Here is a 25,726-nt window from a genome sequence, read left to right on the forward strand (position 1 = left end):
CCATGACGGAGTCCGTACCGGAGCCGGCCGGTTCCGGCGAGGGCGTCGCGGAGGGGGCCGTGGGGACGGCTCCCGCCCCCGCTCCCGCCACCACCCGACCGGTCAAACGCGACTGGCGGGGCCAGCGGCCGTTCTGGGGCGGGCTGCTGGTGCTGTTCGGCGGCGCCGAGATCCTGTTCACCCTGCGTGCCCCGCTGCCCGTCGTCCTGCACATCGGGATGCAGGGGCTGGCGGGCTACCTGGTGCCGGCGGTGATGGTGCTGTGCGGCCTGCTGATCCTGTTCAACCCGGCCCAGCGGCTGTTCTACTCCGTCCTCGCCGTGCTCGCCGCGCTGGCGAGCTGGCTCACCTCCAACCTGGGCGGCTTCGTGATCGGGATGCTGCTCGGACTGGTGGGCGCCTGCCTCACCTTCGGCTGGCTGCCCGATCAGCCGCTGCGCCGGGGGCGGCAGCGGCGGGAGGACCGGCGCCAGGAACGCCGGTCGTCCCGAGCGGGCACGGCCGGGGCCGGGGCCGACCCGGCCGGGGTCTAGCCCGAGGCGCCCCGACGGCGCCCGCCCCCTGGTGATGGGAGAGCACCAGGGGGCGGGGCGTCGGGGCACGGGGGAGTGCGGGGTCGGGCCGTGACGGTCAGATCGTCGCGGCGTCGATCACGAAGCGGAACCGGACGTCGCCGGCCAGCACCCGCTGGTAGGCCTCGTTGACCTGCTCGGCGCGGATCAGCTCGATCTCCGCGGTGATGCCGTGCTCGCCGCAGAAGTCCAGCATCTCCTGGGTGGCCGGCAGCCCGCCGATCATCGAACCGGCCAGCGAACGGCGGCCGGAGAGCAGCGCGTGCGCGTTCACCGTGACCGGCTTCTCCGGCGCGCCGACCTGCACCATGGTGCCGTCGGTGCGCAGCAGGCCGAGGTAGGCGCTCAGGTCGAGGTCGGCGGAGACCGTGTTGACGATCAGGTCGAAGGTGCCCGCGAGCTCGGTGAAGGTGGCCGGGTCGGAGGTGGCCCGGTAGTGGTCGGCGCCGAGCTTCAGCCCGTCCTCGCGCTTGCGCAGCGACTGGCTGAGCACGGTGACCTCCGCGCCCATGGCGTGGGCGAGCTTCACGCCCATGTGGCCGAGCCCGCCGAGGCCCACGATCGCGACCTTCCTGCCCGGCCCGGCGCCCCAGTGCGCGAGCGGCGAGTACAGCGTGATGCCGGCGCACAGCAGCGGCGCGGCGGCGTCCAGCGGCAGGTTGTCGGGGATGCGCAGCGCGTACGCCTCGTCGACGACCAGCTTCGAGGAGTAGCCGCCGTAGGTCGGCAGGCCGTCGTGGCCGACGCTGTTGTAGGTGAAGACGGTGCCGCCCTGGCCGGTGCAGTACTGCTGGAGGCCGGCCCGGCAGTTGTCGCACTCCCGGCAGGAGTCGACGATGCAGCCGACTCCGACCCGGTCGCCGGCCTGCCAGCGGGTGACGCCCGGGCCGACCTCGGTGACCACGCCCGCGATCTCGTGGCCCGGGACCATCGGGAAGATGCCGGTGCCCCAGTCCTCGCCGACCTGGTGGATGTCGGAGTGGCAGATGCCGCAGAACTTGATGTCGATCACGATGTCGTGCTCGCCCACCGCCCTGCGGGTGACGGTGGTCTTCTCCAGCGGGGAGTCGGGCCGCGCCGCGGCGTAGGCGGCGACCGTGCGGGTGGTGCCCTCGGTGGTGCTCGTCGTCGTTGCGTTCGTCGAGTTCGTCATGCTTCCAGCCTGCGTCGGTGCGGCGCGACCAGCCAGACCAGAGCCTTTCGTACGTACGCCACGCCTAGGGACCCCGGACGTACGACCACGGAACGTACGCACGGCGGTATCACCCTTCCCCCCGCCCCCGCCGCCCGGATCCCCCGCATACTGCAGACATGGACCAGCGCACCGAACTCAGCGAGTTCCTCCGATCCCGCCGCGCCCGGCTGCGGCCCGAGGACGTGGGCCTGCCGGACAGCACCACCCGGCGGCGGGTGCCCGGCCTGCGCCGCGAGGAGCTGGCCCTGCTCGCCGGAGTCAGCACCGCCTACTACACCCGGCTCGAACAGGGCCACGGCGAGAGCGTCTCCGCCGCCGTCCTGGACGCCATCGCCCGCGTGCTGCGGCTCAGCCCAGCCGAGCGCGAGCACCTCGGCCGGCTCACCAGGCCCGCCCGCCGTCGCCCCGGCCGGGCCGCCGCCCGCCCGCAGCGGGTCCGGCCCGCGCTCCAGCAGCTCCTGGACGCGATGGACTGCGTGCCCGCGTACGTCCTCGGCAGGCGCCTGGACATCATCGGCTGGAACCGGCTCGGCACCGCCCTGCTCGGCGACTTCGCCGCGATGCCGCCCGAGCAGCGCAACATGGCCTGGCAGCTCTTCCTCGAACCGGCCTCCCACGAGCTCTACGAGGACTGGGACGGCAAGGCCACCGACGTCGTCGGCATGCTGCGGCTGGACGCCGGACGGGATCCGGACGACCCCAGGCTCGCCTCGCTGATCGGTGAACTCTCCCTCAAGAGCGCCGACTTCCGCCGCCTCTGGGCCACCCACAGCATCCAGGACAAGGGCCACGGCACCAAGCGGCTGCACCACCCGGTGGTCGGCCGGCTCAACCTCCAGTACGAGACGCTGCGCCCGGCCGGGGACGTCGACCAGGTGCTCGTCACCTACCACGCCGAGCCCGGCTCCAGCTCCGCCGAATCCCTGCGCCTGCTGGCCAGTTGGGCGGCCACCGAGTTCCACCCCGAGCCCGCCGAGGCGACCCCGGCCGATCCCGCCCGGTAGCGACGCGGGGCCTCCCTGCCCGGCCTCCCTGTCGGGCCCTTCCGCGAGGCCTCCCCGCCGGGCCCTCCCGCCGGGTCTTCCCGTCAAGGGGTCGATGGTCCCGGGTCCGATCGGGGCCATCGGCCCTTCTCGCCGGTAACCGGGCGGCGATTGACTGGACGGGTCATGGACACCACCACCAGCGGAAACACCACCAGCGGCACCACCGCCGAGTACGACCGGCTGATCGCCCGCCACCACGCGATGCGGCTCCGCCGCCAACTCCTCACCCCCGCCTCGCCGTTCGGTCCAGATCCGGCCGGCGTCGGCGTCGGCGCGTACGGCGGCGCCGCCGACCAACGGCTGATCCGGCGCGACCTCGGCCTGCTCGAACCGCTCTCCGAACTGATCGATCACCTCTACGCGGTGATGTTCCGCCGCCGCCCCTACCTGCGTCCGCTCTTCCCCGCCTCGATGGAGTTCCAGCAGGCCCACCTGGAGCGGATCCTCCGCCACCTGGTGGACCACCTCCACCACCCGGCCGAACTGGCCTCGACCCTGCGCCAACTCGGGCGCGACCACCGCAAACTGGGCGTCCGGCCGGTCCACTACGAGGCCTTCGAGGAGGCCCTGTGCGCGGCGATCCGGCACCGGGCGGCCGCCCGGTGGACCGAGGAGATGGAAGCGGCCTGGGTCCGGATGCTGCGCTTCGCCGTCGCGGCGATGACGGCCGGCGCCGACTCCGCGCTCACCGAACCCCCGTACTGGCACGCCGTGGTGACCGGCCACGAGCGCCGCCGCCCCGACCTCGCCGTCCTGCGCGTGCGCACCGGCGAGCCCTACCCGTACCGGGCCGGACAGTACGGCACGGTCGAGCACCCGACGCTCCCGCACACCTGGCGGCAGTACTCGATGGGCTGCGCGCCGCGCACCGACAACGAGTTGGAGTTCCACGTCCGGCGCACCGGGCCGGACGGGGTCAGCGCGGCCCTCGTCGAACGCACCGCCGTCGGCGACCGGCTGCGCCTCGGCCCGCCGCGCGGCGGGCTGCTGCCCGAGGACGACACCCGCGACCTGCTGCTGGTCGCCGGCGGCACCGGCCTGGCCCCGATGAAGGCCATCGTCGAGCAGCAGGCCGCCCGGCGCCCGCGCGGCCGCCGCGTCCACCTGTTCGTCGGTGCCCGGGACCGCGGCGACCTCTACGACTGGTCCGCGCTCTCCGAACTCGGCCTGCACAAGCCCTGGCTGGCGCTCACCCCGGTCACCGCAGGCCGGCTCGCCGACGCCGTCGCGGGCGCCGGGGACTGGCGCGAGCACCTCGCCTGCGTCAGCGGCCCGGCCGGCATGGTCGCCTCCGTCCGCTCCGAACTGCTCGCCGCCGGGCTGCCCCTGGCCCAGGTCCGCTACGACCAGGCGCTCGCCCGCTAGCCGTACGGCCTACCGGTAGTGGTACGTCCTACCGGTAGGCCGTACGGGCCGCTGGACGTCCTACCGGTAGCAGTAGGAGTCCGAGGAGGCGTCGCCGCCCGCGAGGTGGGTCTGGTGCACCCGTAGGCCCCGGAAGTCGGCGCCGTGCGGGAAGAAGCGCTCGTCGACGCTCAACCCGCCCGCCTCGGTGTCGGCGTTCAGCTTGACGATCCACGGCTCGATGCCGTCCGGGTAGAACTGGTCGTCCCAGGCGCCGTAGAGGGAGTTGGTGAGGTAGAGCCGGCGCCCGTCCCGGCTGATCTCGACCATCTGCGGGGCGCCGCTCAGTGGGCGTCCCGGCGCGGCCGGGTGCGGGGTGCGGGCGACGACCCCGCCCAGCCGCACCGAGTCGGCGAGTCTGGGGTGGAACGGATCCGACACGTCGTACTGGAACAGTTCGCCGGTGCCCCACGCGGACACGTACAGCCAGCGGTCGTCCACCGACAGGTTGATGTCCGTGATCAGTGGCGGCACCGCGCCGAACGGTTGCAGCGCGGGCGGCAGGTCCTCCGTCTTGGCGGGTTCGGCGGGGATCTCGATCACCTTGCGCGCGGTGAACGCCGGGCCCTCCCGGTACCAGAGCCAGACCGAGGCGGACAGGTCCTCGACGTTGGTCACCACCCCGGCGAAGCCCCACTCCGCCTGCGGATCGTGCGCCGGGCGCAGCTCCAGCACCATCTGGTACTGGTCGCCGAGGTCGACCCGTTGCAGGTGCCGCCCCGAGTCCAGCTCCCAGAAGTGCAGCGCGTGCCCGTACTTGCGGCCCAGCAGCAGCTCCGGGACGACCCCGCCCTCCACCATCCAGGGCGTGCCCCACTCGCTGGTCACCCCCACGTTCGTCCCCAGGTGCCACCAGACGTCGTACGCGAAGTGCTGCGGCCCGCGCTCCGTCTCCCAGGCGCGCAGCACCTCGAAGGTGGTGTGGTCCAGCAGCGCCACCCCGCCGGGCCCGTCGTTCCCGTCCCCGCTGCCCAGGCAGGACAGGAACACCCCGTCCGGCCCGCAGTGCAGGGTGTGCGGGCGCGAGTAGCCGGCCTTGGCGGCGAGTTCCGCCGCCTCGACGGTCTTGACGAGGCGCGGCCGGACGGGGTCGGGCCGGGTGTCCATCACGTGCAGCCGCGAGGAGCGCAGGCCCGGGAGGAGGAGGTAGCGCCGCTCGGGGTTCTCGTGGCAGGCGTGCGCCAGTGCGCTGGAGCAGGCGTTCCAGCCGAAGTGGTGCAACTCGTCGCCCAGCGTCGGCAGTTCGGCGAAGTTGAGGACCTTCCCGTAGCTCGCCGAGGCCGGATCGGTGTCCACGGTGAGCAGTGCGTCCGGCCGCTCCCCGGCCCGGTCGAACCCGGCGACGTACGCCAGCGTCTCCGGTGGCGCGGCGATCGCCTCGGCGGCCGAACGGTACAGCGACGGATCGGTGTGGCCGGCCTGCGGCATGTGTTCTCCTCAACTCGCCTGCGTGACAACCGGAGTTGGATCTGTCCGGGTAGCGTTCCACATGACCACCGGCGCACAGCAGGCGCACGGGGAGCGATCAGGAGGCGCGGACGGCCGGGTCACACCGGTGCCCCGCAGAGCGCCGCCCGACAGGCAGCCCCGGGCTACCGGCCGGTATTGTCGGGGTCCTGGATCAAGAGCACCTGCGACGGACGGCAGGTCGAGCATGAGGACGGGTGCGGCGCAGATGGAGTTTCGGGAAGACATCCTGGGTGCCCCCTACGAGACGGCCGAGCTGACGCTGCGGCCGGACGCCGAGGGGGAGGTCTGCGCGACGCTGGTGCGCCGTCTGGTGCCGGGGGCGGAGCGGGCCGTGCTGTACATCCACGGGTACAACGACTACTTCTTCCAGACCAACCTCGCCGACCACTTCGCCGCGCTCGGGTTCTCCTTCTACGCCCTGGACCTGCGCAAGTACGGCCGCTCCCTGCGCCCGCACCAGTCGCCGAACTTCGTGCGCGACCTCGCCGAGTACGACGAGGAGATCGACGAGGCGGTGCGGATCATCCGCGAGGTGGATGGGCACCGGAGGCTGCTGCTGAACGGGCACTCCACCGGCGGGCTGATCGGCGCGCTGTGGGCGGGGCGGCGCTCGGGGCGCGGCCTGGTGGAGGGGCTGTTCCTGAACAGCCCGTTCCTGTCGATGCCGGCCGCGCCCGCCGTGCGGACCGTCGGCGGCCCGGCCGTCACCGCGATCGGCCGACTGGCGCCCACCCGCGTGCTGCCGTCGACGCTCAACCCGCACTACACGCACAGCCTGCACAAGGACCACCGGGGTGAGTGGGACTTCGACCTCGCCCTCAAGCCCGCCGAGGGCTTCCCGCTGTACGCGGGCTGGCTGGCCGCCATCCACCAGGGCCACCGGCAGCTGCGGCACGGGCTCGGGATCGACGTGCCGGTGCTGCTGATGGCGTCGACCAAGTCGATCGCGACCACCAAGTGGCACAACGCCCTGCACCACGCGGACGCCGTGCTGCGCGCCGACGACATCGCCGGCCAGGGCCCGCGACTGGGCCGGCACGTCACCATCGTCCGGATCGAGGGCGGCATGCACGACCTGGTGCTCTCGGGCGAGGCCGCCCGCACCCAGGCCTTCGCCGAACTGGACCGCTGGCTCGCCGCCTACCTCGACGTCCGACTGGCGGACGTCCGGCCGGTGGACGCCCAGGCCGTGGGGGAGAGCGCGTGACGGACGAGCCGGTGACGGACGAGCCGGTGACAGACGAGCCGGTGCCGGTCGGGCGCCACACCGACCTCGGCTTCGCCAAGCTCATGCCGGACCTCGACCGGGACGGCGGCTGGCTGCTCACCCTGGACGGCACCCCGCAGTCCTACGTCGACCTCGCCGACCCGACCCACCTGGAGTTCGAGTACACCCGGCGGCTCGGCCACCTCGCCGACGCCCTCGCCCCCGCCGGGCAGCCGCTGGACGTGCTGCACCTCGGCGGCGGCGCGCTCACCCTGCCCCGCTACCTCGCCGCCACCCGCCCCGGCTCGCGCCAGCGGGTGGTCGAGGTGGACGGGCCGCTGCTCGACCTGGTCGCCGAGCACCTGCCCTGGCAGGGGCCCGGCGCGGACATCACCGCGACCGTCGGCGACGCCCGCGCCGCCCTCGCCGAGACCCCGCCCGGCAGCCGGGACCTGGTCATCGCGGACGTCTTCCACGGCTCGCGCACCCCCGCCCACCTCACCTCGGTGGAGTTCCTGCGGCTGGCCGCCGCCGCCCTGCGCCCCGGCGGCTGCTACGCCGCCAACCTGGCCGACGGCCCGCCGCTGGCCTTCGCCCGGGCCCAGGCCGCGACGGTCGGCGCGGTGTTCCCGTACACCTGCCTGGTCGCCGAGGCCCCGGTGCTGCGCGGCCGCCGGTACGGCAACATCCTGCTCGCCGGTTCGACGGCGCCGCTCCCGGCCGCCGAGCTCACCCGGCTGCTGGCCGGCGACATCTTCCCGGCCCGCCTCACCGACGGCGCCGACCTGGCCGCCCTGGTCGGCCGCACCGCCCCGGTCACGGACGCCGACGCCACCGACTCCCCGCCCCCGCCGGACGGCGCGTTCAGCATCGGCTGAGCGGCGCGGCGGCCCGAGCGTCCCCGCGTCCGGGGTGTCAGAATCGGCGGGTTCGGGCCGGAGCGTGGAGCACGTCGAGCGTGGAGCACGTCGAGCGTGGAGCACGCCGAGCGCGGAACACGTCCGGCGCGGAGCAGGTCCAGCGCGGAGCACATCCGAAGGAGTGAGCGATGAACGGCGGGGAGCGGCCGGAGTTGGCGGAGGTGCCGGAGACGGCGTTGTGGACGCTGTGGCACCGCGCGGTGGAGGCACGTCGGCCGGACACGGTGCTGGAGGACCCGAAGGCGGTCGAGCTGGTCGACCGGATCGACTTCCCGTTCGCGGAGCGCTTCGGGGAGGGCGCGCTGGTCAGCCAGTTGCAGGCGCTGCGGGCGGCCTGCTTCGACCGTGAGGTGGCGGACTTCCTGACCCGCTGCCCGCGCGGCACCGTGGTCGGCCTCGGGGACGGCCTGGAGACCCAGGCGTGGCGGGTCGACAACGGCCGGGCGGACTGGCTGTCGGTGGACCTGCCGGAGACGGCCGCGCTGCGGGAGCGGCTGCTGCCGCCGGACGAGCGGCGCCGGATCCTCGCCTGCCCGGTCACCGACCCGGGCTGGATGGACGAGGTGGATCCGGCCCACGGGGTGATGATCTGCGCCGAGGGCCTGCTGATGTACCTGCGGCCGGAGGAGGTGCGGGCACTGATCGCGGCCTGCGCCGAGCGGTTCCCCGGCGGGTCGATGGTGCTGGACGCGGTGCCGCGCTGGTTCAGCGCCCGGACCGTCCAGGGCAAGCTGCGGACCCGGCACTACCAGGCCCCGCCGATGCCGTTCGGCATGGACGCGGACGAGCGCGGCAAGCTGGCCACCGCGCACCCGGCGGTGACCGACGTGCGCGAGGCGTACCCGGAGGGCGGGCGGGGCCTGCTCCGCGCCCTGCTGCCGCTCGTGCGCCGGGTGAACGCGCGGCCGTCCGTGGTCGCACTTCGCTTTGCCGGATCTTGAAGAACGGCTGGTCACGCGGGAACCATGGGGCACCACCGCACGTCGTAACCACGGGTGATCGGCCGGGGGGACAGGCCGCCCGGCACGTTAGGCTGCCCTTATGGGGAAGCGGCCGCGTTGCCGCCATCGGACAACTGCCGGAACCGGCGTGCGGCACCGCTGAGGGCCGCGCCGGCTCCGACCTGCCACGGAGGTACTGGCCTTGCACATCGACGCCTGGATCGAGAGCGTCCCACCGACCGCGGTGTACGCCCTGGTCGGCCTGATCATCGGGCTGGAGTCGCTGGGCATCCCACTGCCCGGCGAGATCGCGCTGGTCACGGCCACCCTGATGGCGGTCAAGGGTGTGGTGAGCCCGGAGTGGATCGCGGTGGTCGCGATCCTCGGGGCGATCATCGGCGACTCGATCGGCTACTCGATCGGCCGCAAGGGCGGCAAGCCGCTGTTCGAGAAGCTCGGACGGAAGTTCCCCACGCACTTCGGGCCGTCCCACCTGGCGACCGCCGAGCGCTCCTTCCAGAAGTGGGGGATGTGGGCGGTCTTCTTCGGCCGCTTCATCGCCCTGCTGCGCATCTTCGCCGGGCCGCTCGCCGGCGCGCTGAAGATGCCGTACTGGAAGTTCCTGATCGCCAACGTGCTGGGCGGCATCGTCTGGGCCGGCGGCACGACACTGCTGGTCTACAAGGTCGGCAAGAGCATCGAGCCCTGGCTGTCCCGGTTCTCCTGGGCGGGCCTGGCCGCGGCGGTGCTGATCGGCGGCGCCTCGGCCTGGTTCATGAAGCGCCGGGCCGCCAAGACCCACGCCAAGATCGAGGCGGAGGAGGCGGCCGCCGCGGCGACCGCCGCCAAGGCGCCCGTCGCGGAGTGAGCGGAGTAAGCGGAGTGACGAGGCGTCTGCACTGAGCACGGCGGGGCTGTCGGGCCCCCGGAGTAGCATCGGCGGGTACCTGCCGATCATGCACAACTGGAGGGCCCGATGACCCAGTCGACGTGGGATGCCGTGGACGCGTACTTCTCCGAGCAGCTGGTGGGGCACGACCCGGCGCTGGACGCCGCGGCCGCCGCCGCCGACGCGGCCGGGCTGCCGAAGATCGCCGTCGCCCCCAACCAGGGCAAGCTGCTGCACCTGCTGGCGCTGACCCAGGGCGCGCGGCGGATCCTGGAGGTCGGCACGCTCGGCGGGTACAGCGCGATCTGGCTCGCCCGGGCGCTGCCCGCGGACGGCACCCTGATCACCCTGGAGATCGACCCGAAGCACGCCGAGGTCGCCCGGGGAAACATCGCGCGCGCAGGGCTGGAGAAGGTCGCCGAGGTGCGGCTCGGCCGGGCCGCCGACTCGCTGGCCGCGCTGGTGGAGCAGGGCGTGGAGCCCTTCGACCTGGTCTTCATCGACGCGGACAAGCCCAGCAACCCCGAGTACTTCCGGCGGGCGCTCCAGCTGACCAGGCCGGGCTCGCTGATCATCGTCGACAACGTGGTGCGCGGCGGCGCCGTCGCCGACGCGGACAGCACCGACCCGGCCGTGGTCGGCACCCGGGCCCTGCACGATCTGATCGCCGCCGAGCCGAGGGTCACCGCCACGTCGGTGCAGACGGTCGGCAGCAAGGGCTATGACGGCTTCACGCTGGCCCGCGTACAGGGCTGAACCTTTTCAAGTACCACGGAGGAACGGAGACATCGTGCGGATCGGACTGTTGGGCGCCGGCCCCTGGGCGGAGCGGGTGCACGCACCCGTCCTCGCCGAGCACCCCGGGCTGGAGTTCACCGGCGTCTGGGCCCGCCGGCCCGAGGCGGCCACGGCCCTCGGCGGGACGTACGGCGTCCCCGGCTACGCGGACCTCGACCAGTTGCTCGCCGAGGTGGACGCGGTCTCGATCGCGCTGCCGCCGACCGTGCAGGCGGGCCTCGCGGTTCGGGCCGCCGAGGCGGGCTGCCACCTGCTGCTGGACAAGCCGGTCGCGCTGACCGTGCCGGACGCGCAGGCCGTGGCCGAGGCCGTCCGGGCCCACGGGGTCGCCTCCGTGGTCTTCTTCACCGTCCGCTTCGGCGGGGAGCAGATCCCGTGGATCGAGCAGCAGGCGGCGCTGGGCGGCTGGTTCACCGGCCGCTCGGACTGGCTCGGTTCGGTGTTCGCCCCCGGCAGCACCAGCCCGTACGCGGCCTCGCCGTGGCGCGAGGAGAAGGGCGCGCTGTGGGACGTCGGCCCGCACGCGCTGTCGGTGCTGCTGCCGGTGCTCGGCGACGCGACGCAGGTCACGGCGGTGGCCGGCCCGTTGGACACCGTCCACCTGGTGCTGCGGCACGCCGACGGCGCCTCCAGCACCCTGGCGCTGAGCCTGACCGCGCCGGTCGGCGCCGGTGGCGCCGGCCTGGAACTGCGCGGCGAGCACGGCATCGCCCACCTGCCCGAGCGCGGCGAGGGCCCGGCCGCCGCCCTGCACCGCGCCCTGGACGCCCTCCAGGCCTCGGCCGCCACCGGCCAACCGCACCCCTGCGACGCGGAGTTCGGCCTGCGCGTGGTCGAAATCCTGGCCGGCGCCGACCACTCCCTGGCCACGGGCGCACCGGTCGCGGTCTGACGCCCGTCGACGGAGGTCAGACCGGCGGCAGGGTGGGGTTGGTCGGGCCCGGGCGGCGGTCGGTGGGGCGGGCCGGAGGGATGACGGGGGCGTGGAAGTCGCGCGGCCCGGTCCACAGGGCGGGGACGGCGTCGCCGCGGCGGGCGAGTTCGTAGGCCAGCGCCTCGTAGTTGACGCGCCAGCCGTGGAAGTGCTGCCAGGCCTCGTCGACCGGGCGCTCGCGGGGGAAACCGGCGGACGTGATCATGGCGACGGCGCCGATGTACTCGGTGTAGGTCAGGCGGATCGGGACGTCCGGGTCCGGGTCCGGGTCGAAGTCGATCCGCACGGAGCGGCCGATGTCGCGCAGCGCGGTGAAGCCCGCGCGCAGCACCAGGCGGGCCTCGGGCGGGGCCGAGCGCGGGCAGAGCGACAGGTGGAGGGCGGCCGCGTCCAGCACCGCGATCAGGCCGACCACCCAGCTGCGGTTCGGCTGCGGGGAGCGGAACGACAGCAGCACCGGGTAGTTGGAGTGGCTCTCGCCGATGTCGGCGGCCAGCCGCTCCCAGTCCCGGTAGAGCTGGGGGAGCGCGGTCTCGGTGTCGACGAGGGACTGCCGGGCCAGCAGCTCCGGGCCCCAGGCGGGCTCGCCGGCCCGGGACTGGAGCAGGGTCACCTCGGTCTCCCGCCGCTGGTAGGCGGCGTAGAGGGTGGGCAGGTAGGCGATCTGGAGGGCGATCACCAGCGGCCCGCTGGCGGCGGCCATGAAGTCGATCGCCGAGAGTTGCAGGCGCTCGCCGCTGGCGTAGCCGAGGGTGAAGAGGCTGGACCCGGCCTCCCGGATGGCCACCGACCAGCTGAGCTCGGACGTGCCGTGCAGCAGCAGGGTGTAGGCGAGCAGCATGCCGCTGAGCCACACCCCGAGCATGCCGAGCAGGATCAGCGGTGCCAGCCAGGTCAGGGCCCGGTCCTGCGCGTAGTAGCCGCGGAACGGAGTCGCGTAGAGCCGGAGCACGGTCCGCAGCACCCGCCAGAGGCGCTGCACCAGCGCCGAGTACAGCCCGCGCGGGACGACCAGCGTGCGCAGGATGCTGCCGACGATGAGCAGGAGCAGCAGGGCGCCGGCCAGGGAGTGGATCAACCTCATGGCGCCATTGTGGCGGTCGGGCGGAGCGGCTGCGGCGCGGGGCGCCGGGTTACGGGACGGCGGAGGCCAGGTGCCGCTGGAATGCCTCGGCGGCGATGGTGCAGAAGCGCCTGATCCGGTCCGAGGAGCCGGGCACGCGGATGTGTTCGTGGCGCTCGTGGTCCCAGAGGCCCCAGGGCGCTTTCCAGGGCTCGTGGCGTGCGGGGCGGCATTGACAGCGAGTGGCGTCCGGCTGAATGCTAAGCAAGCGCTTAGTCAATGACGCCCCGTCCCGAGGAGCCGCCCGATGCCCGAGACCCCCGCCGAGCCGCCCGGGCTGGACCTGGCCCGCCTCCGCGCCCACCTGGACCGCGAGCTGCCCGGGCTCGTCCAGGGCCCGCTGCGGGCCGACCTCATCGAGGGCGGCCGCTCCAACCTCACCTACGTCCTCACCGACGGCACCGGCCGCTGGGTGCTGCGCCGCCCGCCGCTCGGACACGTCCTGGCCACCGCGCACGACATGGGCCGCGAGTACCGCGTCATGACCGCCCTGCGCGACACCGACGTGCCCGTCCCGCGCACCCTGCTGCTCGATCCCGGCACGGAGGTGCTCGGCGCCCCCTGGTACCTGATGGAGTTCGTCCCCGGCCTCGCGCACCGGGCCCTCGCCCCGTTCGCCGCCCTCGGCGAGCAGCGGGTCCACGCCCTCGGCCGACGGCTGGTCGACACCCTCGCCGCCCTGCACCGGATCGACCCGGCCGACGTCGGCCTCGTGGACTTCGGCCGCCCCGACGGCTACCTGGAGCGCCAACTGAGGCGCTGGTCCACCCAGTTGGCGAACTCCCGCAGCCGCGAACTGCCCGACGTGGAGCGGTTGCACGCCCTGCTCGCCGAGCGGCGGCCGATCTCCCCGGCGCCCGCCCTGGTGCACGGCGACTACCGGCTGGACAACGTGCTGGTCGGCGACGGCGACGCGATCACCGCCGTGCTGGACTGGGAGATGTCCACCCTCGGCGACCCGCTCACCGATGTCGGCCTGCTGGTGATGTACACCGAGGTCGCCGGCGTCGGCGGCGGCATCATCCCCTCCGCCGCGACCGCCCCCGGCTTCCCGAAGCCGGACGAACTAGTCGCGTACTACGCAGAGTTGACCAGCCGCCAGGCCGCCGACCTGGACTGGTACGTCGCCTTCGCCTCCTTCAAGCTCGCCGTCGTCGCCGAGGGCATCCACTACCGCTACCAGCAGGGCCGCACCCTCGGCGCGGGCTTCGAGCGGGCCGGCGAGATGGCCCCGATCCTCGCCCGGTACGGCCTGAGCACCCTCAAGGAGCACTGACCGATGGACTTCGCCTACGACGCCCGCACCGACGAACTCCGCGAGCAACTGCTGGCCTTCATGGACCAGCACGTGCACCCGGCGGAGGCGGCCCTCGCGCAGCAGCTCGCCGACCCGGCCCGCGAGGCCTGGAGCATCCCGCCCGTCGTCGCCGAACTCCAGGCCGAGGCGCGCAAACAAGGCCTGTGGAACCTCTTCCTCCCCGGGGAGGGCGGCGCCGGCCTGACCAACCTCCAGTACGCGCCGCTCGCCGAAATCACCGGCCGCAGCCCGCACTTGGCTCCGCCCGCGCTCAACTGCGCGGCCCCCGACACCGGCAACATGGAACTGCTCGCCCAGTTCGGCACCGCCGAGCAGCGCGAGCGCTGGCTGCGCCCGCTGCTGGACGCCGAGATCCGCTCCGCCTTCGCGATGACCGAGCCCGAGGTCGCCTCCTCGGACGCCACCAACATCGCCACCCGGATCGAGCGCGACGGCGACGAGTACGTCGTCAACGGCCGCAAGTGGTACATCACCGGGGCGATGAACCCGCAGTGCCGGATCCTCATCGTGATGGGCAAGACCGACCCGGCCGCCGAACCGCACCGCCGGCAGAGCATGGTGCTCGTCCCGCGCGACACCCCCGGCGTCACCGTCAGGCGCGGCATGACGGTCTTCGGCTACGACGACGCGGACCACGGCGGCCACGCCGAGGTGTTGTTCGAGGACGTCCGCGTCCCGGTCGGGAACCTGATCGGGGAGGAGGGCGCGGGCTTCGCCATCGCCCAGGCCCGGCTCGGCCCCGGCCGGATCCACCACTGCATGCGCGCGATCGGCATCGCCGAGCGCGCCCTGGAGCTGATGTGCCGCCGGGTGAACGGGCGGGTCGCCTTCGGCCGGCCGCTCGCCGAGCAGGGCGTGGTGCAGGACTGGATCGCCGAATCCCGGGTCAGGATCGAGCAGTTGAGGTTGCTCGTACTCAAGACCGCCTGGCTGATGGACACCGTCGGCAACCGGGGCGCGCACACCGAGATCCAGGCGATCAAGATCGCCACCCCGCGCACCGTCGAGTGGATCCTCGACAAGGCCGTCCAGGCGCACGGCGCCGCGGGCGTCAGCCAGGACACCCCGCTCGCGCAGCTCTGGGCCGGCAACCGCACCCTGCGGCTGGCCGACGGCCCGGACGAGGTGCACAAGCGCTCGCTGGCCCGGCGGGAGCTGCGGCGGCACCCGTAGGGGTGTCATACCGGAGTACTCAGGGGCGGGTTGGCTCCTGGGTATGACGGCCGCGGCCCGCCCCCGCCCGTACTGTCCTGATCAGCAGGTCGGCAGATCAGAAGGCCGGCAGGTCGACGGGGACGAGGAGAGACATCATGGGCGGGCGGGGACGGGCCGCGGCGGCGGTACTGCTGGCGGCGACGGCGGTGCTCGGAGTGGTCGGCGCCCCCGGGGCGGTGGCGGCAGCACCGGCGCCCGGGGCGGACGGCGGCGGCGAGCGGCAGGCCCGGGCCTGGCTGCCGGAGCCCACCGGGCCGTACCCGATCGGCACCACCACGCTGCACCTGACCGACACCGGGCGGGAGGACCCCTGGAAGCCCGGGCAGCGCCGCGAGCTGATGATCAGCCTCTGGTACCCGACCGCCCGCCCGGCCACCGGCGCCGACCGCGCCCGGTACATGGCGCCCGCCGCCGGCGAACACTTCGGCACCGAGGGCAGCATCGGCCAGGCGAACTACGGCGCCACGCCCGGCCGCACCGACTGGGCGGGCATCCGCACCCACGCCCGGCCCGACGCCCCCGCCCTGCCCGGCGGCCCGCGCCCGGTGGTGCTGTACTCGGCCGGCCTCGGCGACCCGCGCACCTGGGGCACCGGGCTGGTCGAGGACCTGGCCTCGCGCGGCTACGTCGTGGTCACGCTGGACCACACCTACGAGGCCTCCGAAGTCGCCTTCCCCGACGGGGAGCTGGCCACCTCCGTGTTCCCCGCGCTGGTCGGACAGCCCGGCCTGGACATCGGCGCGGTGCTGCGCAAGTCGATGCGGACCAGGGTCGACGACACCCGCTTCGTACTGGACGAACTCGGCGGCCTGCGCCTGGACCCACGGCTGCCGGCCGGTCTCGCCGCCTCGCTGGACCTCGACCGGATCGGCATGGTCGGCCACTCGGCGGGCGGCTTCACCGCCCTCCAGACCATGCACGACGACCCGCGCATCGCGGCCGGCGTCAACCTGGACGGCCAACTGCACTTCCCCGGCCCCGACGGTCACACCGGGGTGTACCTGCCCAGCGTCGCCCAGGACGGCCTGGACCGCCCGTTCCTGCTGATGGGCACCCGCAACGAGGACTCCGGGGACCACCACCGGCAGCCCGGCTGGGACGCCCTCTGGCAGCACAGCACCGGCTGGCACGCCGACGTCACGCTGAACGGCTCCCGGCACGGCTCCTACACCGACGCGCAGTCCCTGCTGCCCCAGCTCGCCCGGCAGGGCGCGATCACCCCGGAGCGGCTGAGCGCCGACGTCGGCGACATCCGCCCCGACCGGGCGGTGCTCGCCACCCGCTCCTACGTCGCGTCCTTCCTCGACCGCTGGCTGCGCGGACACGACGACCACCTGCTGGACGGGCCCTCGGCGCGCTTCCCGGAGATGGAGTACGCGCGGTAGGGCAACATCCGCCGACCACCGCACCGCGCTCCCGTCGAGCCTGCCGTCAGTCCCCGAGGACGGCGATCCGGCCGGTGCTGCGCCCGTCGGCGACGAGCTGGACGGCGTCGGCGGCCCCGGTGAGCGGCACCCGGGCGCTCACCAGGGGGCGGACCACCCCTTGGGCGGCGAGCCGGGTCAGTTCGTCGTGGGCGGCGCGGACGGCCTGCGGGTCGTGGGTGTTGTAGAGGCCCCAGTGCAGGCCGAGGATGGCGTAGTTCTTCACCAGCGCGTGGTTGAGCGCCGGCGCCGGAATCCGGCCGGCGGCGAAGCCGACCACCACGATCCGGCCCTCGAAGGCGACGCACTTGGCGGAGCCGGTGTAGGCGTCCCCGCCGACCGGGTCGAAGACCACGTCCGCGCCGCGCCCGCCGGTGAACTCCTTGACGGCGGCGACGAAGTCCCCGGCCGTCCGGTCCACCACCAGGTCGGCGCCGAGCGCCCGGGCCGCCTGCGCCTTGGCGGGGCCGCCGACCACGGCGACCACCCGGGCCCCGGCGGCCCGGCCCAACTGGACCGCCGCGCTGCCCACGCCGCCCGCCGCCGCGTGCACCAGCAGCGTCTCGCCGGCCGCCAGCCGGGCCCGGCGGTGCAGGGCGAACCACGCGGTCTGGTAGCCGATGTGCAGCGCGGCCGCCTCGGCGTCGTCCAGTGCCCCGGGAGCGGGGAAGGCGGCGGCCGCGTCCAGCAGCGCGTACTCGGCGAAGGCGCCGTGCGGCAGCACCGGGTTGCCGATCAGCCGCTCGCCTCGCCGCGCGCCGTCCGCCACCTCGCCGCACAGCTCCACGCCGGGTGTGAACGGCAGCGGCGGGCGGACCTGGTACTGGCCGCGCACCATCAGTGCGTCCGGGAAGTTGACCGCCGCGGCCCGCACCCGGACCAGCAGCTGCCCCGGCCCGGCCACCGGCCGCGGCACCTCCTCGGCCAGCCGCATCACCTCGCCCGGCTCGCCGAGCCGCTCCACCTGCCAGGCCCTCACAGCGCCTCGCTCCTCTCCAGCCCCTGCTGGAGCCGGTTCATCCCGTTGATCCAGCGGTCCGGTTCGGTGGCCCGGACCCGGTAGTACTCGGCGACCTCGGGGTGCGGCAGGATCAGGAAGCGGCCCTCGCGCAGCCCGGCCAGCGCCGCCTCGGCGACGTCCTCCGGGTCCAGCGCGGTGGGCGCGAGCAGGGCCTCGCCGACCGCGCCGGTCGAGGCGAGCATGTCGGTGCGCACGCCCTGCGGGCAGAGCGCGTGCACCCGGACGCCGCGGTGGCGGTACGTCGCGGAGAGCCACTCGGCGAAGGCGAGCGCGCCGTGCTTCGTGACCGCGTACGGGGCCGATCCCAACATGGTGAGCAGCCCGGCGGCGGAGACCGTGGCGAGGAAGCGACCGCCGCCGCGCTCCAGCCAGCGGGGGAGCAGCAGGTCGGCGGCCCGGACGTGGGCGAGGACGTTGACCTCCCAGGCGCTCGCCCAGGCCGCGGCGGGCGCGTCGGCCCCGCCGACCGGGGCGACGCCCGCGTTGGCGCACCACACGTCGATCTCGCCGAGCGCGGCCCGGGCCTGCCCGACCAGGGCGGCCAGCCCCTCTGGGAAGGCGGCGTCCCCGGGGGCGGCGGTGCCGCCGCAGTCCCCGGCGACGGCGCGGGCGGCGCCGGCGTCCAGGTCGTTGACCACCACCCGGGCGCCGGCCGCGGCGAAGGCCCGGGCCAGGGCGGCGCCGATGCCGCGCCCGCCGCCGGTCACGACCACGCCCTGGCCGGCGAAGTCCGTCGCCGGAGCGTCCGTGTCCGCTGTGTCCGTTGCCGGGGCCTCCTGGCCCTCTGCCTCCGCGTCCGCCGCGCCGCTCACAGGCCGCCGCCGAGGGTGACGCCGCCGTCGACGACCAGGGTCTGGCCGGTGATCCAGGCGGCGTCCGCGGAGAGCAGGAAGGCGACCGCGCCCGCGACGTCCTCGGGCACGCCGAGCCGGCCGAGCGGGTAGGCGGCGGCGACCTGATCCTCCCGGCCCTCGTACAGGGCCTCGGCGAACCTGGTCTTGACCACGGCGGGGGCGACGGCGTTGACCCGGATGCCCTGGCCGCCCAGCTCGGCGGCGAGTTCGGTGGTGAGCCGGATCAGTGCGGCCTTGCTGACCCCGTACATGCCGATCCCGAGCGAGGAGCGGATGCCCGCGACGGAGGCCACGTTGACCACCGAGCCGCCGTGCTCGCCCATCCAGGCGGCGTGCGCGCGGCGGGTCCAGGCCAGCGGGGCCAGCACGTTGACGGCGAGGATCTTGGCGGCGGCGGCCTCGTCGGTGTCGAGGACCGGGCCGTAGAGAGGGTTGATGCCGGTGTTGTTGACCAGGTGGTCGAGCCGGCCGAAGGCCTCCAGGGTGCGGGCGACGGCCTCCTCCTGGTGGACCGGGTCGTCGGTCTTCCCGGCGACGGCGATGGCGTTCTCCGGCCCGCCCAGGTCGTGGACGGCCTCGGCGAGCGGCTCGGGGTTGCGGGCGGTCAGGCAGACCTTGGCGCCGCGGGCGACCAGCTCGCGTGCGATGCCGAGGCCGATGCCCCGGCTCGATCCGGTGACGACGGCCACCCGGCCCTTGAAGGAGTGCGCCACGGAGGGTCCTGCCTTTCGCACGGAACGTTCGACGGGGGTGCCGGGTGGACGGAGACGCCGGTTCGGCGGGGGTGCCTGGTCGGCGGGTGTGCCGGCCCATCGTCTGACTAAGCGCTTGCTCAGCATGGTGTCGGTGCGGGAGCCTGTCAACAGTCCGTCGACCGGGCGGCGGGAATGTGTGTACGAGTTCTCTGGGAGGATGGCGCCATGACCAGCACGCCCATCGCCGACCTCTGGCGCACCCTGCCCGGCGGCGCCGACTCCCGCCCCGAGGCGGCGTACCGGCTGCTCCAGGCGGCCGTCGAGTCCTTCGCGGAGCGCGGTTTCCACGCCACCACCACCCGGGACATCGCCACCGCCGCCGGGATGAGCCCGGCGGCGCTGTACATCCACTACCAGTCCAAGGCCGCGCTGCTGGCGGAGATCAGCCAGGCCGGGCACGCGGCCACGCTGGAGCTGGTCCGGGCGGCGGCGTCCGGCGAGGGCGGCCCGGTGGACCGGATGCGCCGGCTGGTCGAGGAGTTCACCGCCTGGCACGCCCGGGCCCGTACGGTCGGCCGGGTGGTCAACTACGAACTGCACGCGCTGCCCGAGGACGCCTACGCGGTGGTCGCGGCGCTGCGGCTGGACATCGAGCGCGAGGTCAGCGCGCTGATCGAGGCGGGCGTGAGGGCCGGTGTCTTCCAGGTGTCCGAGGTTCGGACGGCGGCCCGCGCGGTCACCTCGCTGGGCATCGACGTCTCCCGCTGGTTCACCGACCGCTCCACCGAGACGCCGGATGAACTCGGTGGTCGCTACGGCGAGTTGGTGCTGCGGATGCTCGGCGCCCGGATCTGATCCGCCGGGCCGACCGGCCAGTCCTCGACTTTCCGGACGTCCTCGGCCGGCGGCCGGTAGGATGACAACTCAGTTGCCATGTGCTCCGAGGAGGACCGATGACGCGTCAGACCGACGATGTTCCCGCCCTGCTGGCCGAGGCCTGGGCCTCCTGGGCGGAACGCGGCGCGGCCCTGGACGAGGCGTCGTGGGGGCTCGCCACCCGGTTGCCCGGCTGGACCGTCCGGGATCTGTACGCGCACGTGGCGCCGGTGCCGGAGATGTTCGCCGGGCTGCGCGGGGCCCTGGTGGACGGCCCAGCCGAGGTGACCACCGGGGTCGGCATCCTGCGGGCCTACAACCGGCCGGGCGGGATCGCGCACACCGCCGCCGAGCAGGTCGCCGAGGCGGCGAAGCAGACCGCCGCGGCGGCCGAACCGGCCGAGCTGGTCGCCCGGTTCGGGGCCGAGGGCCCGGCGGCCCTGGCCGGCATCGCCGACCTGTCGCCCACCGCCGCGGTGGCCCACCCGCTGCTCGGCTCGGTGACGGTCGGCGCGCTCGGCGAGGTGGCGCTGATGGAGGCGACCGTCCACCTGCTCGACCTGATCGCGGCGATCGGCGGCCCGCCACCGTCCGACGGCGCCCTGCACTTCACCCGCACCCTGCTCGCCGAGGTCGCCGACCCGGTGGCCTTCATCGAGGGGGCGGCCGGTCGCGGCACCACGGCGGTCCTGCCCGTCATCCGCTGACGCCGGGGCGCGGCGCGTAGGCCGCGACGGCGGAGCTGTGCCCGGGGTGGACGGCGGCCGGGCCCGCGCCCCGTCGGCCGGGCCTGTGGGGGCCGTCGCCGCAGGTCCCGGGTCTCGGGGCCGGTTCGCGGGCTGTGGCACGATGCCCGCAGGCCGGTCACCAGGGACGGCCCGCGCCACGCCGCAGGCACGAGCGGCGGGCGGTTCCACCGCACGCAGAATGAGGACCCGCCATGTCCGAGACCATCCCCAGCCACGCCCGGCCCACCGGGCAGCCCGCCTTCCGCCCCGCCACCCTCGCCGACGTACCGGCGCTGGTCGAGCTGGTCGAGTCCGCCTACCGCGGCGACGCCAGCCGGGCCGGCTGGACCACCGAGGCGGACCTGCTGGAGGGCCAGCGCACCGACGCCGAGGGCGTCGCCGAGGTCATCGGCCGCTCCGACGGGGTGCTGCTGGTCGCCGAGCGGGACGGCCAGTTGGTCGCCTGCTGCCAGCTGGAGCACCGCGGGGACCGTGCGTACTTCGGCATGTTCTCGGTGCGCCCCGGGCTCCAGGGCGGCGGCCTCGGCCGGGCCGTGCTCGCCGAGGCCGAGCGGCTGGCCGGCGAGGAGTGGGGCGTGGGCGAGCTGGAGATGACCGTGATCGAGCAGCGCGCCGACCTGATCGCGTGGTACGAGCGGCGCGGCTTCCGCCGGACCGGGGTCTTCACCCCGTTCCCGTACGGCGACGAGCGTTTCGGTGTCCCGCTGCGCCCTGATCTGCGGTTCGAGAAGCTGACGAAGGAGCTGACGAAGGCGCTGAACGGGTCGCTGGAGGAGGCCTGACCGACGGGGTGCGGGCCGGCGGTGCTCGGGGTCGAATCCATGATCGCTTGACGGTTCGTCGGTACGTGATGCCATGTCAAGTCACTGACCAGGGGCGATGCGGAGATGTCATACCTCGTTCATGATTGGTCTAGGCCAATGTGAGAGGCTGAGGGCGAACGGCCACGTTCCGTCCCATGCCCAGGGGGGCCACTTCCGCATGCCCGTACTCCATGGCACCGCCATGCCCGCGCCCGAGGCCGGCCCGCGCCGGATCCCCGCGGACCCCGACCTCCGCCTGCCCAGCCCGCCCGACGACGAGGAGCTCTACTGGTACTTCGGCCCGCAGCGCCGCTGGGTGCTGCTCTGCGCCACCCTCTCCTACGCGGGAGCCACCGCCACCCTCGGCCTGTTCGCCCTCAGCCGGCCGCTGCTCTGGCCCTTCCTGGTGCTCACCGTGCTCAACGCGGCCACCTGGCTGCTCTCGCTCACCGACGGCCAGCGCGCCCGCCGCTACACCCGCGACTCGCACGACCTGCTGATGCGCGCCTGGCAGCCCGCCCGCCACCCGAGCGTCGACCTGCTGCTGCCGACCGCCGGCGAGCCGCTGGCCGTCCTGGAGAACGCCTACCGCCACACCGCCGCCGTCCAGTGGGCCGGCGCGCTGACCGTCATCGTCCTCGACGACGCCGCCCGCCCCGAGGTGCGCGAACTCGCCGAGTCCTACGGCTTCCAGTACCGGGCCCGCCCCGACCGCGGCCGGTTCAAGAAGGCCGGCAACCTCAACCACGGCCTGGCCGAGGGCAACGGCGAGATCGTCGCCGTCCTGGACGCCGACTTCTGCCCCCGCCCCGACTTCCTGCACCACCTGGTGCCCTACCTCGACAACCCCGAGGTCGGCATCGTGCAGAGCCCGCAGTGCTTCGACACGGACGCCGACATGTCCTGGCTCGAACGCGCCGCGGGAGCCACCCAGGAGATCTTCTACCGCTGGATCCAGCCCTCCCGGGACGCGCAGGACGGCACCGTCTGCTGCGGCACCAACGCCCTCTACCGCCGCGCCGCACTCATGCGCGTCGGCGGCTTCGCCGAGATCGACCACAGCGAGGACCTCTACACCGGCCTCTCGCTCGCCCGCGCCGGGTGGACCACCCGGTACGTGCCCGCCCTGGTCGCCAAGGGCATGTCGCCCACCGGCCTCCCGGCCTTCATCAGCCAGCAGTACCGCTGGTGCCTCGGCTCCCTGGCGCTCGTCCGCGACCCGGACTTCCGCCGCGGACCGCTCCCTCGCTCCGCCCGGCTCTGCTTCTGGAACGGCATCCTCGGCTACGTCACCAGCGCGGTGAACGTCTTCGCCGTCCCGCTGCCGGCCCTGATCATGCTGTTCTTCGCCCCCGGTGAGATCCAGCCGTGGCAGGTGCTGCCGTTCCTGCCGCCGATCTGGGTCTCGCTCGTCCTGCTGCCCGCGATGTCCCGCACCCGCTGGCGCTTCGAGGTCACCCGGGTCCAACTCCTCGGCGGACTCTGCCACGTGGTCGCCATCGCGCACGCGCTGCGCCGCCGCAGTGCCGACTGGGTGCCCACCGGCGCCGTGTCGGGCGGCAGTTCACTGGCCAAGGCGGTCGCCCGGATCGGCGTCGGCTGGCTGGGGTTCGTCGTCCTCGCGGGCATCGCCGGACTCGTGCGCGCGGCCGTGCTGTACGGCTGGCAGCCCTACTGGGCGCTCACCGCGCTGCTCGCGCTCACCGCGTACACCATGATCCCGCTGATCCGGTCCCTGTGGCCGCTCCTGCGCGGTGGCAACGGGGCCGCCGTCGGAGAGGTCGCCCCGCCCGTGCGGCGCCGGTCCGACCTGGGATTCGGCCACGCGGAGGCCGTCGCCGTCACCGCCGTGCTGCTGCTCTGTGGGCTGCTGGCCTCCGGCTGGGCCGATCCGCTGATTTTCTGACGCTCCATCAACTCCGCTCGTTCGATTCCACTCCATCAACTCCTGACGTCAAAGTCGATGTCTGACGACCCATCAACTTCGTTCGGATCCACCGCGTTTCCCAGCGCGTCGCCCCACCGGCGCGGATGCGCCGCCCGGCCGCCCCATCGGCCCGGCGGTCCCGACCACCCGCTGCCTGCCCCTGCGAGGAGCACCGCCGTGTCAACGGCCGTACCACCACCGTCGTCGTCCCCTTCCTCCCCTGCCGCCACCGCCTCGGCCGAGCTGCTGCCCGGCGTCGTCCGAATGGACCGGCAGGCCGCGCCCGAGCGGCGCCCCTCCGCAGAAGCCGTCGCACCGCCGCAGGCCCAGCGGCGCACCGGCTTCCGCCCCGACATCGAGGGCCTGCGCGGCGTCGCCGTCCTCTCCGTCCTCGCCTACCACGCCGCCGTTCCCGGCTTCGCCGGCGGCTACGTCGGCGTCGACGTCTTCTTCGTCATCTCCGGCTTCCTCATCACCGGACTGCTGCTCGGCCGCCCGATCGGCCTGTGGGACTTCGCCGCCCGCCGCGCCCGCCGCATCCTGCCCGCCGCCGCCACCGTCCTGGTCGCCACCGCCGTCGCCGGTGGCGCGCTGCTCGACCCGCTGCGCGGCACCGACCTCGCCCGCGACCTGATGGCCTCCGCCGGACAGTTCGTCAACTGGCGCTTCGTCGGCCAGCAGACCGACTACCTGGCCGCCGAACACGCCCCGAGCCCGCTCCAGCACTTCTGGTCGCTCGGCGTGGAGAACCAGTTCTACCTGCTGTGGGGCGTTCTGCTGCTCGGCCTCGCCCGCTTCCTGCACGGCCGCCGCCGCACCGTCGCGATCACCCTGGCCACCACGGCCATCGGCGCGGTCTCGTTGCTGCTGTGCGTCCGGTGGACGGCGACCTCGGCGCCGCTCGCCTACTTCTCCACCGGCAGCCGGCTCTGGGAGTTCGCGGCCGGCGCGTGCGCGGCGCTGCTCGCCGGCGCGCTGGCCGGCCGCACGCAGCGGCGCGGGACGGCCTGGTCGCTGCGACTGCTCGGCTGGGCCGGCGCCGCCTCCGTCCTCGCGTCGATCCTGCTCTACGACCGGAACACCCCCTTCCCCGGCACCGCCGCGCTGGTGCCCGTCCTCGGCGCCGCCGCCGTCCTGCTCGCCGGCCCCGCCCACCGCGCGCTCGGCGCCACCGACGCCGGGCGCCTCCTCGACAGCCGCCCGCTGCGCGCCGCCGGACGCCTGTCGTACGCCTGGTACCTCTGGCACTGGCCGGTGCTGACCATCGCCCAGGCCCGCTACGGCGCCCTGCCCTGGACCACCCTGGCCGCCCTCGCCGCAGCCAGCGCGCTGCCCGCCTGGCTCACCATGCGGCTCGTCGAACAGCCGCTGCGCTACGGCAGCAGCCCGGCGCCGCGCCGGGGCCTCGCGGTCGGCGCAAGTGCCCTCGTCATCCCGCTGATCGCCGCCCTCACCCTGGGTGGCGGCACGGTCCGCGCCCTCGGTGGCACCGCCGACACCCCCTCCGCCGCCCCGGCCGGGGCCCCGACCGGCCCCACCCTGCTCGCCCCCGGCGCGCGGGTGCTCGGCCTGACCCCCTCGCTGGCCCGCGCCCGGGAGGACTTCCCGCCCGGCAAGGGCTGCGAGATCCCGCTGAACGCCGACAGCAGCCCGCGCTGCCTGTTCGGCGCCGAGGACAGCCCCGACCGGATCGTGCTGCTCGGCGACTCGCACGCCGGCCAGTGGATATCCTCCGCACTCGCGATGGCCGAGCAGCGACACTGGGCCCTGGAGGTCCTGGTCAAGCCCGGCTGCCCGCTCGCCACCCTCACCGTGCGCAACAACGTCCTCGGCCGCACCTTCGAGGAGTGCGACCGCTGGCGCGAGAACACCCTCACCCGGCTCACCTCCGGGCCCAGGCCGCGCCTCGTCCTGATGGCCGGCCTCAACCGCTACGGCAGCCAGGAGGAACGCACCCAGGGCTGGACCCGCACCCTGGACCGCCTCGCCGCCGTCGGCGCCCCGCTCGCCTACCTCGGCGACACCCCGATGCCCGGCAAGGACATCCCGACCTGCCTCGCCGCATCCGACGGCCGCTCGGACGCCTGCTTCTTCCCGCGCGACACCGCCTTCGAGCCGGACCCGATGCTCGACGGCGGCCTCGCCGCCCGCTACGGCGTCCGCACCCTGGACCTGGGCCCGCTGCTGTGCCCCGGCAGCGGACCGGACTGCCCGGCGGTGCTGGAAGGCGTGGTGCTGTACCGCGACACCGGCCACATCACCGACACCCTGGCCCGCGTCCTGGCGCCGCGCCTGGACAAGGGAATCCTGGAGGCGGCCGGGTAGCGCGGCTCCACCGCCTGGGG

The 25,726-nt window shown here is 74.3% G+C and carries 23 protein-coding genes; 17 read left to right on the forward strand and 6 right to left on the reverse strand.

The features are described 5' to 3' along the window. The first annotated feature begins 2 nt into the window (after positions 1-2). Positions 3-533 carry a DUF6114 domain-containing protein gene (locus tag AC07BF_RS24265; RefSeq protein ID WP_244293257.1) on the forward strand — a complete coding sequence of 177 codons (531 nt, stop codon included), beginning with the start codon at positions 3-5 and terminating at the stop codon, positions 531-533. A gap of 97 nt (positions 534-630) precedes the next feature. Here the strand turns inward: AC07BF_RS24265 and AC07BF_RS24270 are convergent, their stop codons facing one another. Then, the gene (locus AC07BF_RS24270) at positions 631-1,725 is read right to left on the reverse strand and encodes an NAD(P)-dependent alcohol dehydrogenase (RefSeq protein WP_363584789.1); all 1,095 of its coding nucleotides are present in this window, start codon (positions 1,723-1,725) and stop codon (positions 631-633) included. Between the two features lie 158 nt (positions 1,726-1,883). Between AC07BF_RS24270 and AC07BF_RS24275 the strand changes: the two genes are divergently transcribed. Both AC07BF_RS24275 and AC07BF_RS24280 read left to right on the forward strand, forming a co-directional pair. Then, a complete protein-coding gene (locus tag AC07BF_RS24275) occupies positions 1,884-2,771 on the forward strand; it encodes a helix-turn-helix domain-containing protein (protein ID WP_478333899.1) in 888 nt (295 codons plus the stop codon). Positions 2,772-2,936: 165 nt separating this feature from the next. Beyond that, on the forward strand, positions 2,937-4,178 hold the full coding sequence (locus tag AC07BF_RS24280; protein ID WP_478333900.1) for a globin domain-containing protein: 1,242 nt from the start codon (positions 2,937-2,939) through the stop codon (positions 4,176-4,178). Between the two features lie 60 nt (positions 4,179-4,238). Here the strand turns inward: AC07BF_RS24280 and AC07BF_RS24285 are convergent, their stop codons facing one another. After that, on the reverse strand, positions 4,239-5,645 hold the full coding sequence (locus AC07BF_RS24285) for a selenium-binding protein SBP56-related protein (RefSeq protein ID WP_478333901.1): 1,407 nt from the start codon (positions 5,643-5,645) through the stop codon (positions 4,239-4,241). Positions 5,646-5,892: 247 nt separating this feature from the next. On the opposite strand from AC07BF_RS24285, the gene AC07BF_RS24290 reads away from it, so the two are divergent. The 6 genes from AC07BF_RS24290 (at position 5,893) to AC07BF_RS24315 (ending at position 11,334) form a co-directional block, all read left to right on the forward strand. Beyond that, on the forward strand, positions 5,893-6,894 hold the full coding sequence (locus tag AC07BF_RS24290) for an alpha/beta hydrolase (protein ID WP_363629859.1): 1,002 nt from the start codon (positions 5,893-5,895) through the stop codon (positions 6,892-6,894). Between the two features lie 83 nt (positions 6,895-6,977). Further along, a complete protein-coding gene (locus AC07BF_RS24295; RefSeq protein WP_363584866.1) occupies positions 6,978-7,772 on the forward strand; it encodes a spermidine synthase in 795 nt (264 codons plus the stop codon). A 170-nt stretch (positions 7,773-7,942) separates the two neighbouring features. Further along, a complete protein-coding gene (locus AC07BF_RS24300; protein WP_478333902.1) occupies positions 7,943-8,755 on the forward strand; it encodes a class I SAM-dependent methyltransferase in 813 nt (270 codons plus the stop codon). 202 nt (positions 8,756-8,957) lie between these two features. Continuing rightward, positions 8,958-9,623 carry a DedA family protein gene (locus tag AC07BF_RS24305; protein ID WP_478333903.1) on the forward strand — a complete coding sequence of 222 codons (666 nt, stop codon included), beginning with the start codon at positions 8,958-8,960 and terminating at the stop codon, positions 9,621-9,623. 108 nt (positions 9,624-9,731) lie between these two features. After that, positions 9,732-10,400, forward strand: coding sequence for an O-methyltransferase (locus AC07BF_RS24310; protein ID WP_363629861.1), 669 nt, complete (start codon positions 9,732-9,734; stop codon positions 10,398-10,400). A 34-nt stretch (positions 10,401-10,434) separates the two neighbouring features. Then, positions 10,435-11,334 (forward strand): Gfo/Idh/MocA family protein, encoded by a 900-nt coding sequence (locus tag AC07BF_RS24315; RefSeq protein ID WP_478333904.1) that lies wholly within the window; start codon positions 10,435-10,437, stop codon positions 11,332-11,334. Positions 11,335-11,350: 16 nt separating this feature from the next. Here the strand turns inward: AC07BF_RS24315 and AC07BF_RS24320 are convergent, their stop codons facing one another. Then, positions 11,351-12,460, reverse strand: a complete 1,110-nt coding sequence (locus AC07BF_RS24320; protein ID WP_478333905.1) for a hypothetical protein — start codon at positions 12,458-12,460, stop codon at positions 11,351-11,353. Between the two features lie 286 nt (positions 12,461-12,746). Here AC07BF_RS24320 and AC07BF_RS24325 point away from each other — a divergent pair, with 286 nt between their 5' ends. The 3 genes from AC07BF_RS24325 to AC07BF_RS24335 all read left to right on the forward strand — a co-directional run bounded on the left by AC07BF_RS24325 (position 12,747) and on the right by AC07BF_RS24335 (position 16,417). Further along, the gene (locus AC07BF_RS24325) at positions 12,747-13,775 is read left to right on the forward strand and encodes a phosphotransferase family protein (RefSeq protein ID WP_478333906.1); all 1,029 of its coding nucleotides are present in this window, start codon (positions 12,747-12,749) and stop codon (positions 13,773-13,775) included. Positions 13,776-13,778: 3 nt separating this feature from the next. Continuing rightward, positions 13,779-14,990: an acyl-CoA dehydrogenase family protein gene (locus AC07BF_RS24330; RefSeq protein WP_363584811.1), complete on the forward strand. Its 1,212-nt coding sequence runs from the start codon at positions 13,779-13,781 to the stop codon at positions 14,988-14,990. Between the two features lie 137 nt (positions 14,991-15,127). After that, entirely contained in the window at positions 15,128-16,417 is a 1,290-nt protein-coding gene (locus AC07BF_RS24335) for an alpha/beta hydrolase family protein (RefSeq protein WP_478333907.1), read from the forward strand. A gap of 46 nt (positions 16,418-16,463) precedes the next feature. Here the strand turns inward: AC07BF_RS24335 and AC07BF_RS24340 are convergent, their stop codons facing one another. From AC07BF_RS24340 to AC07BF_RS24350, 3 genes are all read right to left on the reverse strand, one after another. Further along, positions 16,464-17,435: an NADPH:quinone oxidoreductase family protein gene (locus AC07BF_RS24340; protein ID WP_478333908.1), complete on the reverse strand. Its 972-nt coding sequence runs from the start codon at positions 17,433-17,435 to the stop codon at positions 16,464-16,466. Further along, positions 17,432-18,190, reverse strand: a complete 759-nt coding sequence (locus AC07BF_RS24345; RefSeq protein ID WP_478333916.1) for an SDR family oxidoreductase — start codon at positions 18,188-18,190, stop codon at positions 17,432-17,434. Before AC07BF_RS24345 ends, AC07BF_RS24340 begins: the two co-directional genes overlap by 4 nt. Before the next feature lie 95 nt (positions 18,191-18,285). Then, entirely contained in the window at positions 18,286-19,044 is a 759-nt protein-coding gene (locus tag AC07BF_RS24350) for an SDR family oxidoreductase (protein ID WP_400802694.1), read from the reverse strand. Between the two features lie 207 nt (positions 19,045-19,251). Here AC07BF_RS24350 and AC07BF_RS24355 point away from each other — a divergent pair, with 207 nt between their 5' ends. The 5 genes from AC07BF_RS24355 to AC07BF_RS24375 all read left to right on the forward strand — a co-directional run bounded on the left by AC07BF_RS24355 (position 19,252) and on the right by AC07BF_RS24375 (position 25,706). Continuing rightward, positions 19,252-19,881 carry a TetR/AcrR family transcriptional regulator gene (locus tag AC07BF_RS24355; protein ID WP_363584819.1) on the forward strand — a complete coding sequence of 210 codons (630 nt, stop codon included), beginning with the start codon at positions 19,252-19,254 and terminating at the stop codon, positions 19,879-19,881. A gap of 98 nt (positions 19,882-19,979) precedes the next feature. After that, the gene (locus AC07BF_RS24360; protein WP_363629875.1) at positions 19,980-20,609 is read left to right on the forward strand and encodes a maleylpyruvate isomerase N-terminal domain-containing protein; all 630 of its coding nucleotides are present in this window, start codon (positions 19,980-19,982) and stop codon (positions 20,607-20,609) included. Positions 20,610-20,842: 233 nt separating this feature from the next. Continuing rightward, on the forward strand, positions 20,843-21,433 hold the full coding sequence (locus AC07BF_RS24365) for a GNAT family N-acetyltransferase (RefSeq protein WP_363584823.1): 591 nt from the start codon (positions 20,843-20,845) through the stop codon (positions 21,431-21,433). Positions 21,434-21,632: 199 nt separating this feature from the next. Beyond that, on the forward strand, positions 21,633-23,360 hold the full coding sequence (locus tag AC07BF_RS24370; protein WP_363584825.1) for a glycosyltransferase family 2 protein: 1,728 nt from the start codon (positions 21,633-21,635) through the stop codon (positions 23,358-23,360). Positions 23,361-23,558: 198 nt separating this feature from the next. Continuing rightward, entirely contained in the window at positions 23,559-25,706 is a 2,148-nt protein-coding gene (locus AC07BF_RS24375) for an acyltransferase family protein (RefSeq protein ID WP_478333909.1), read from the forward strand. Positions 25,707-25,726 lie beyond the last annotated feature (20 nt).

The sequence above is a fragment of the Kitasatospora sp. NPDC043950 genome (genome assembly GCF_056435345.1).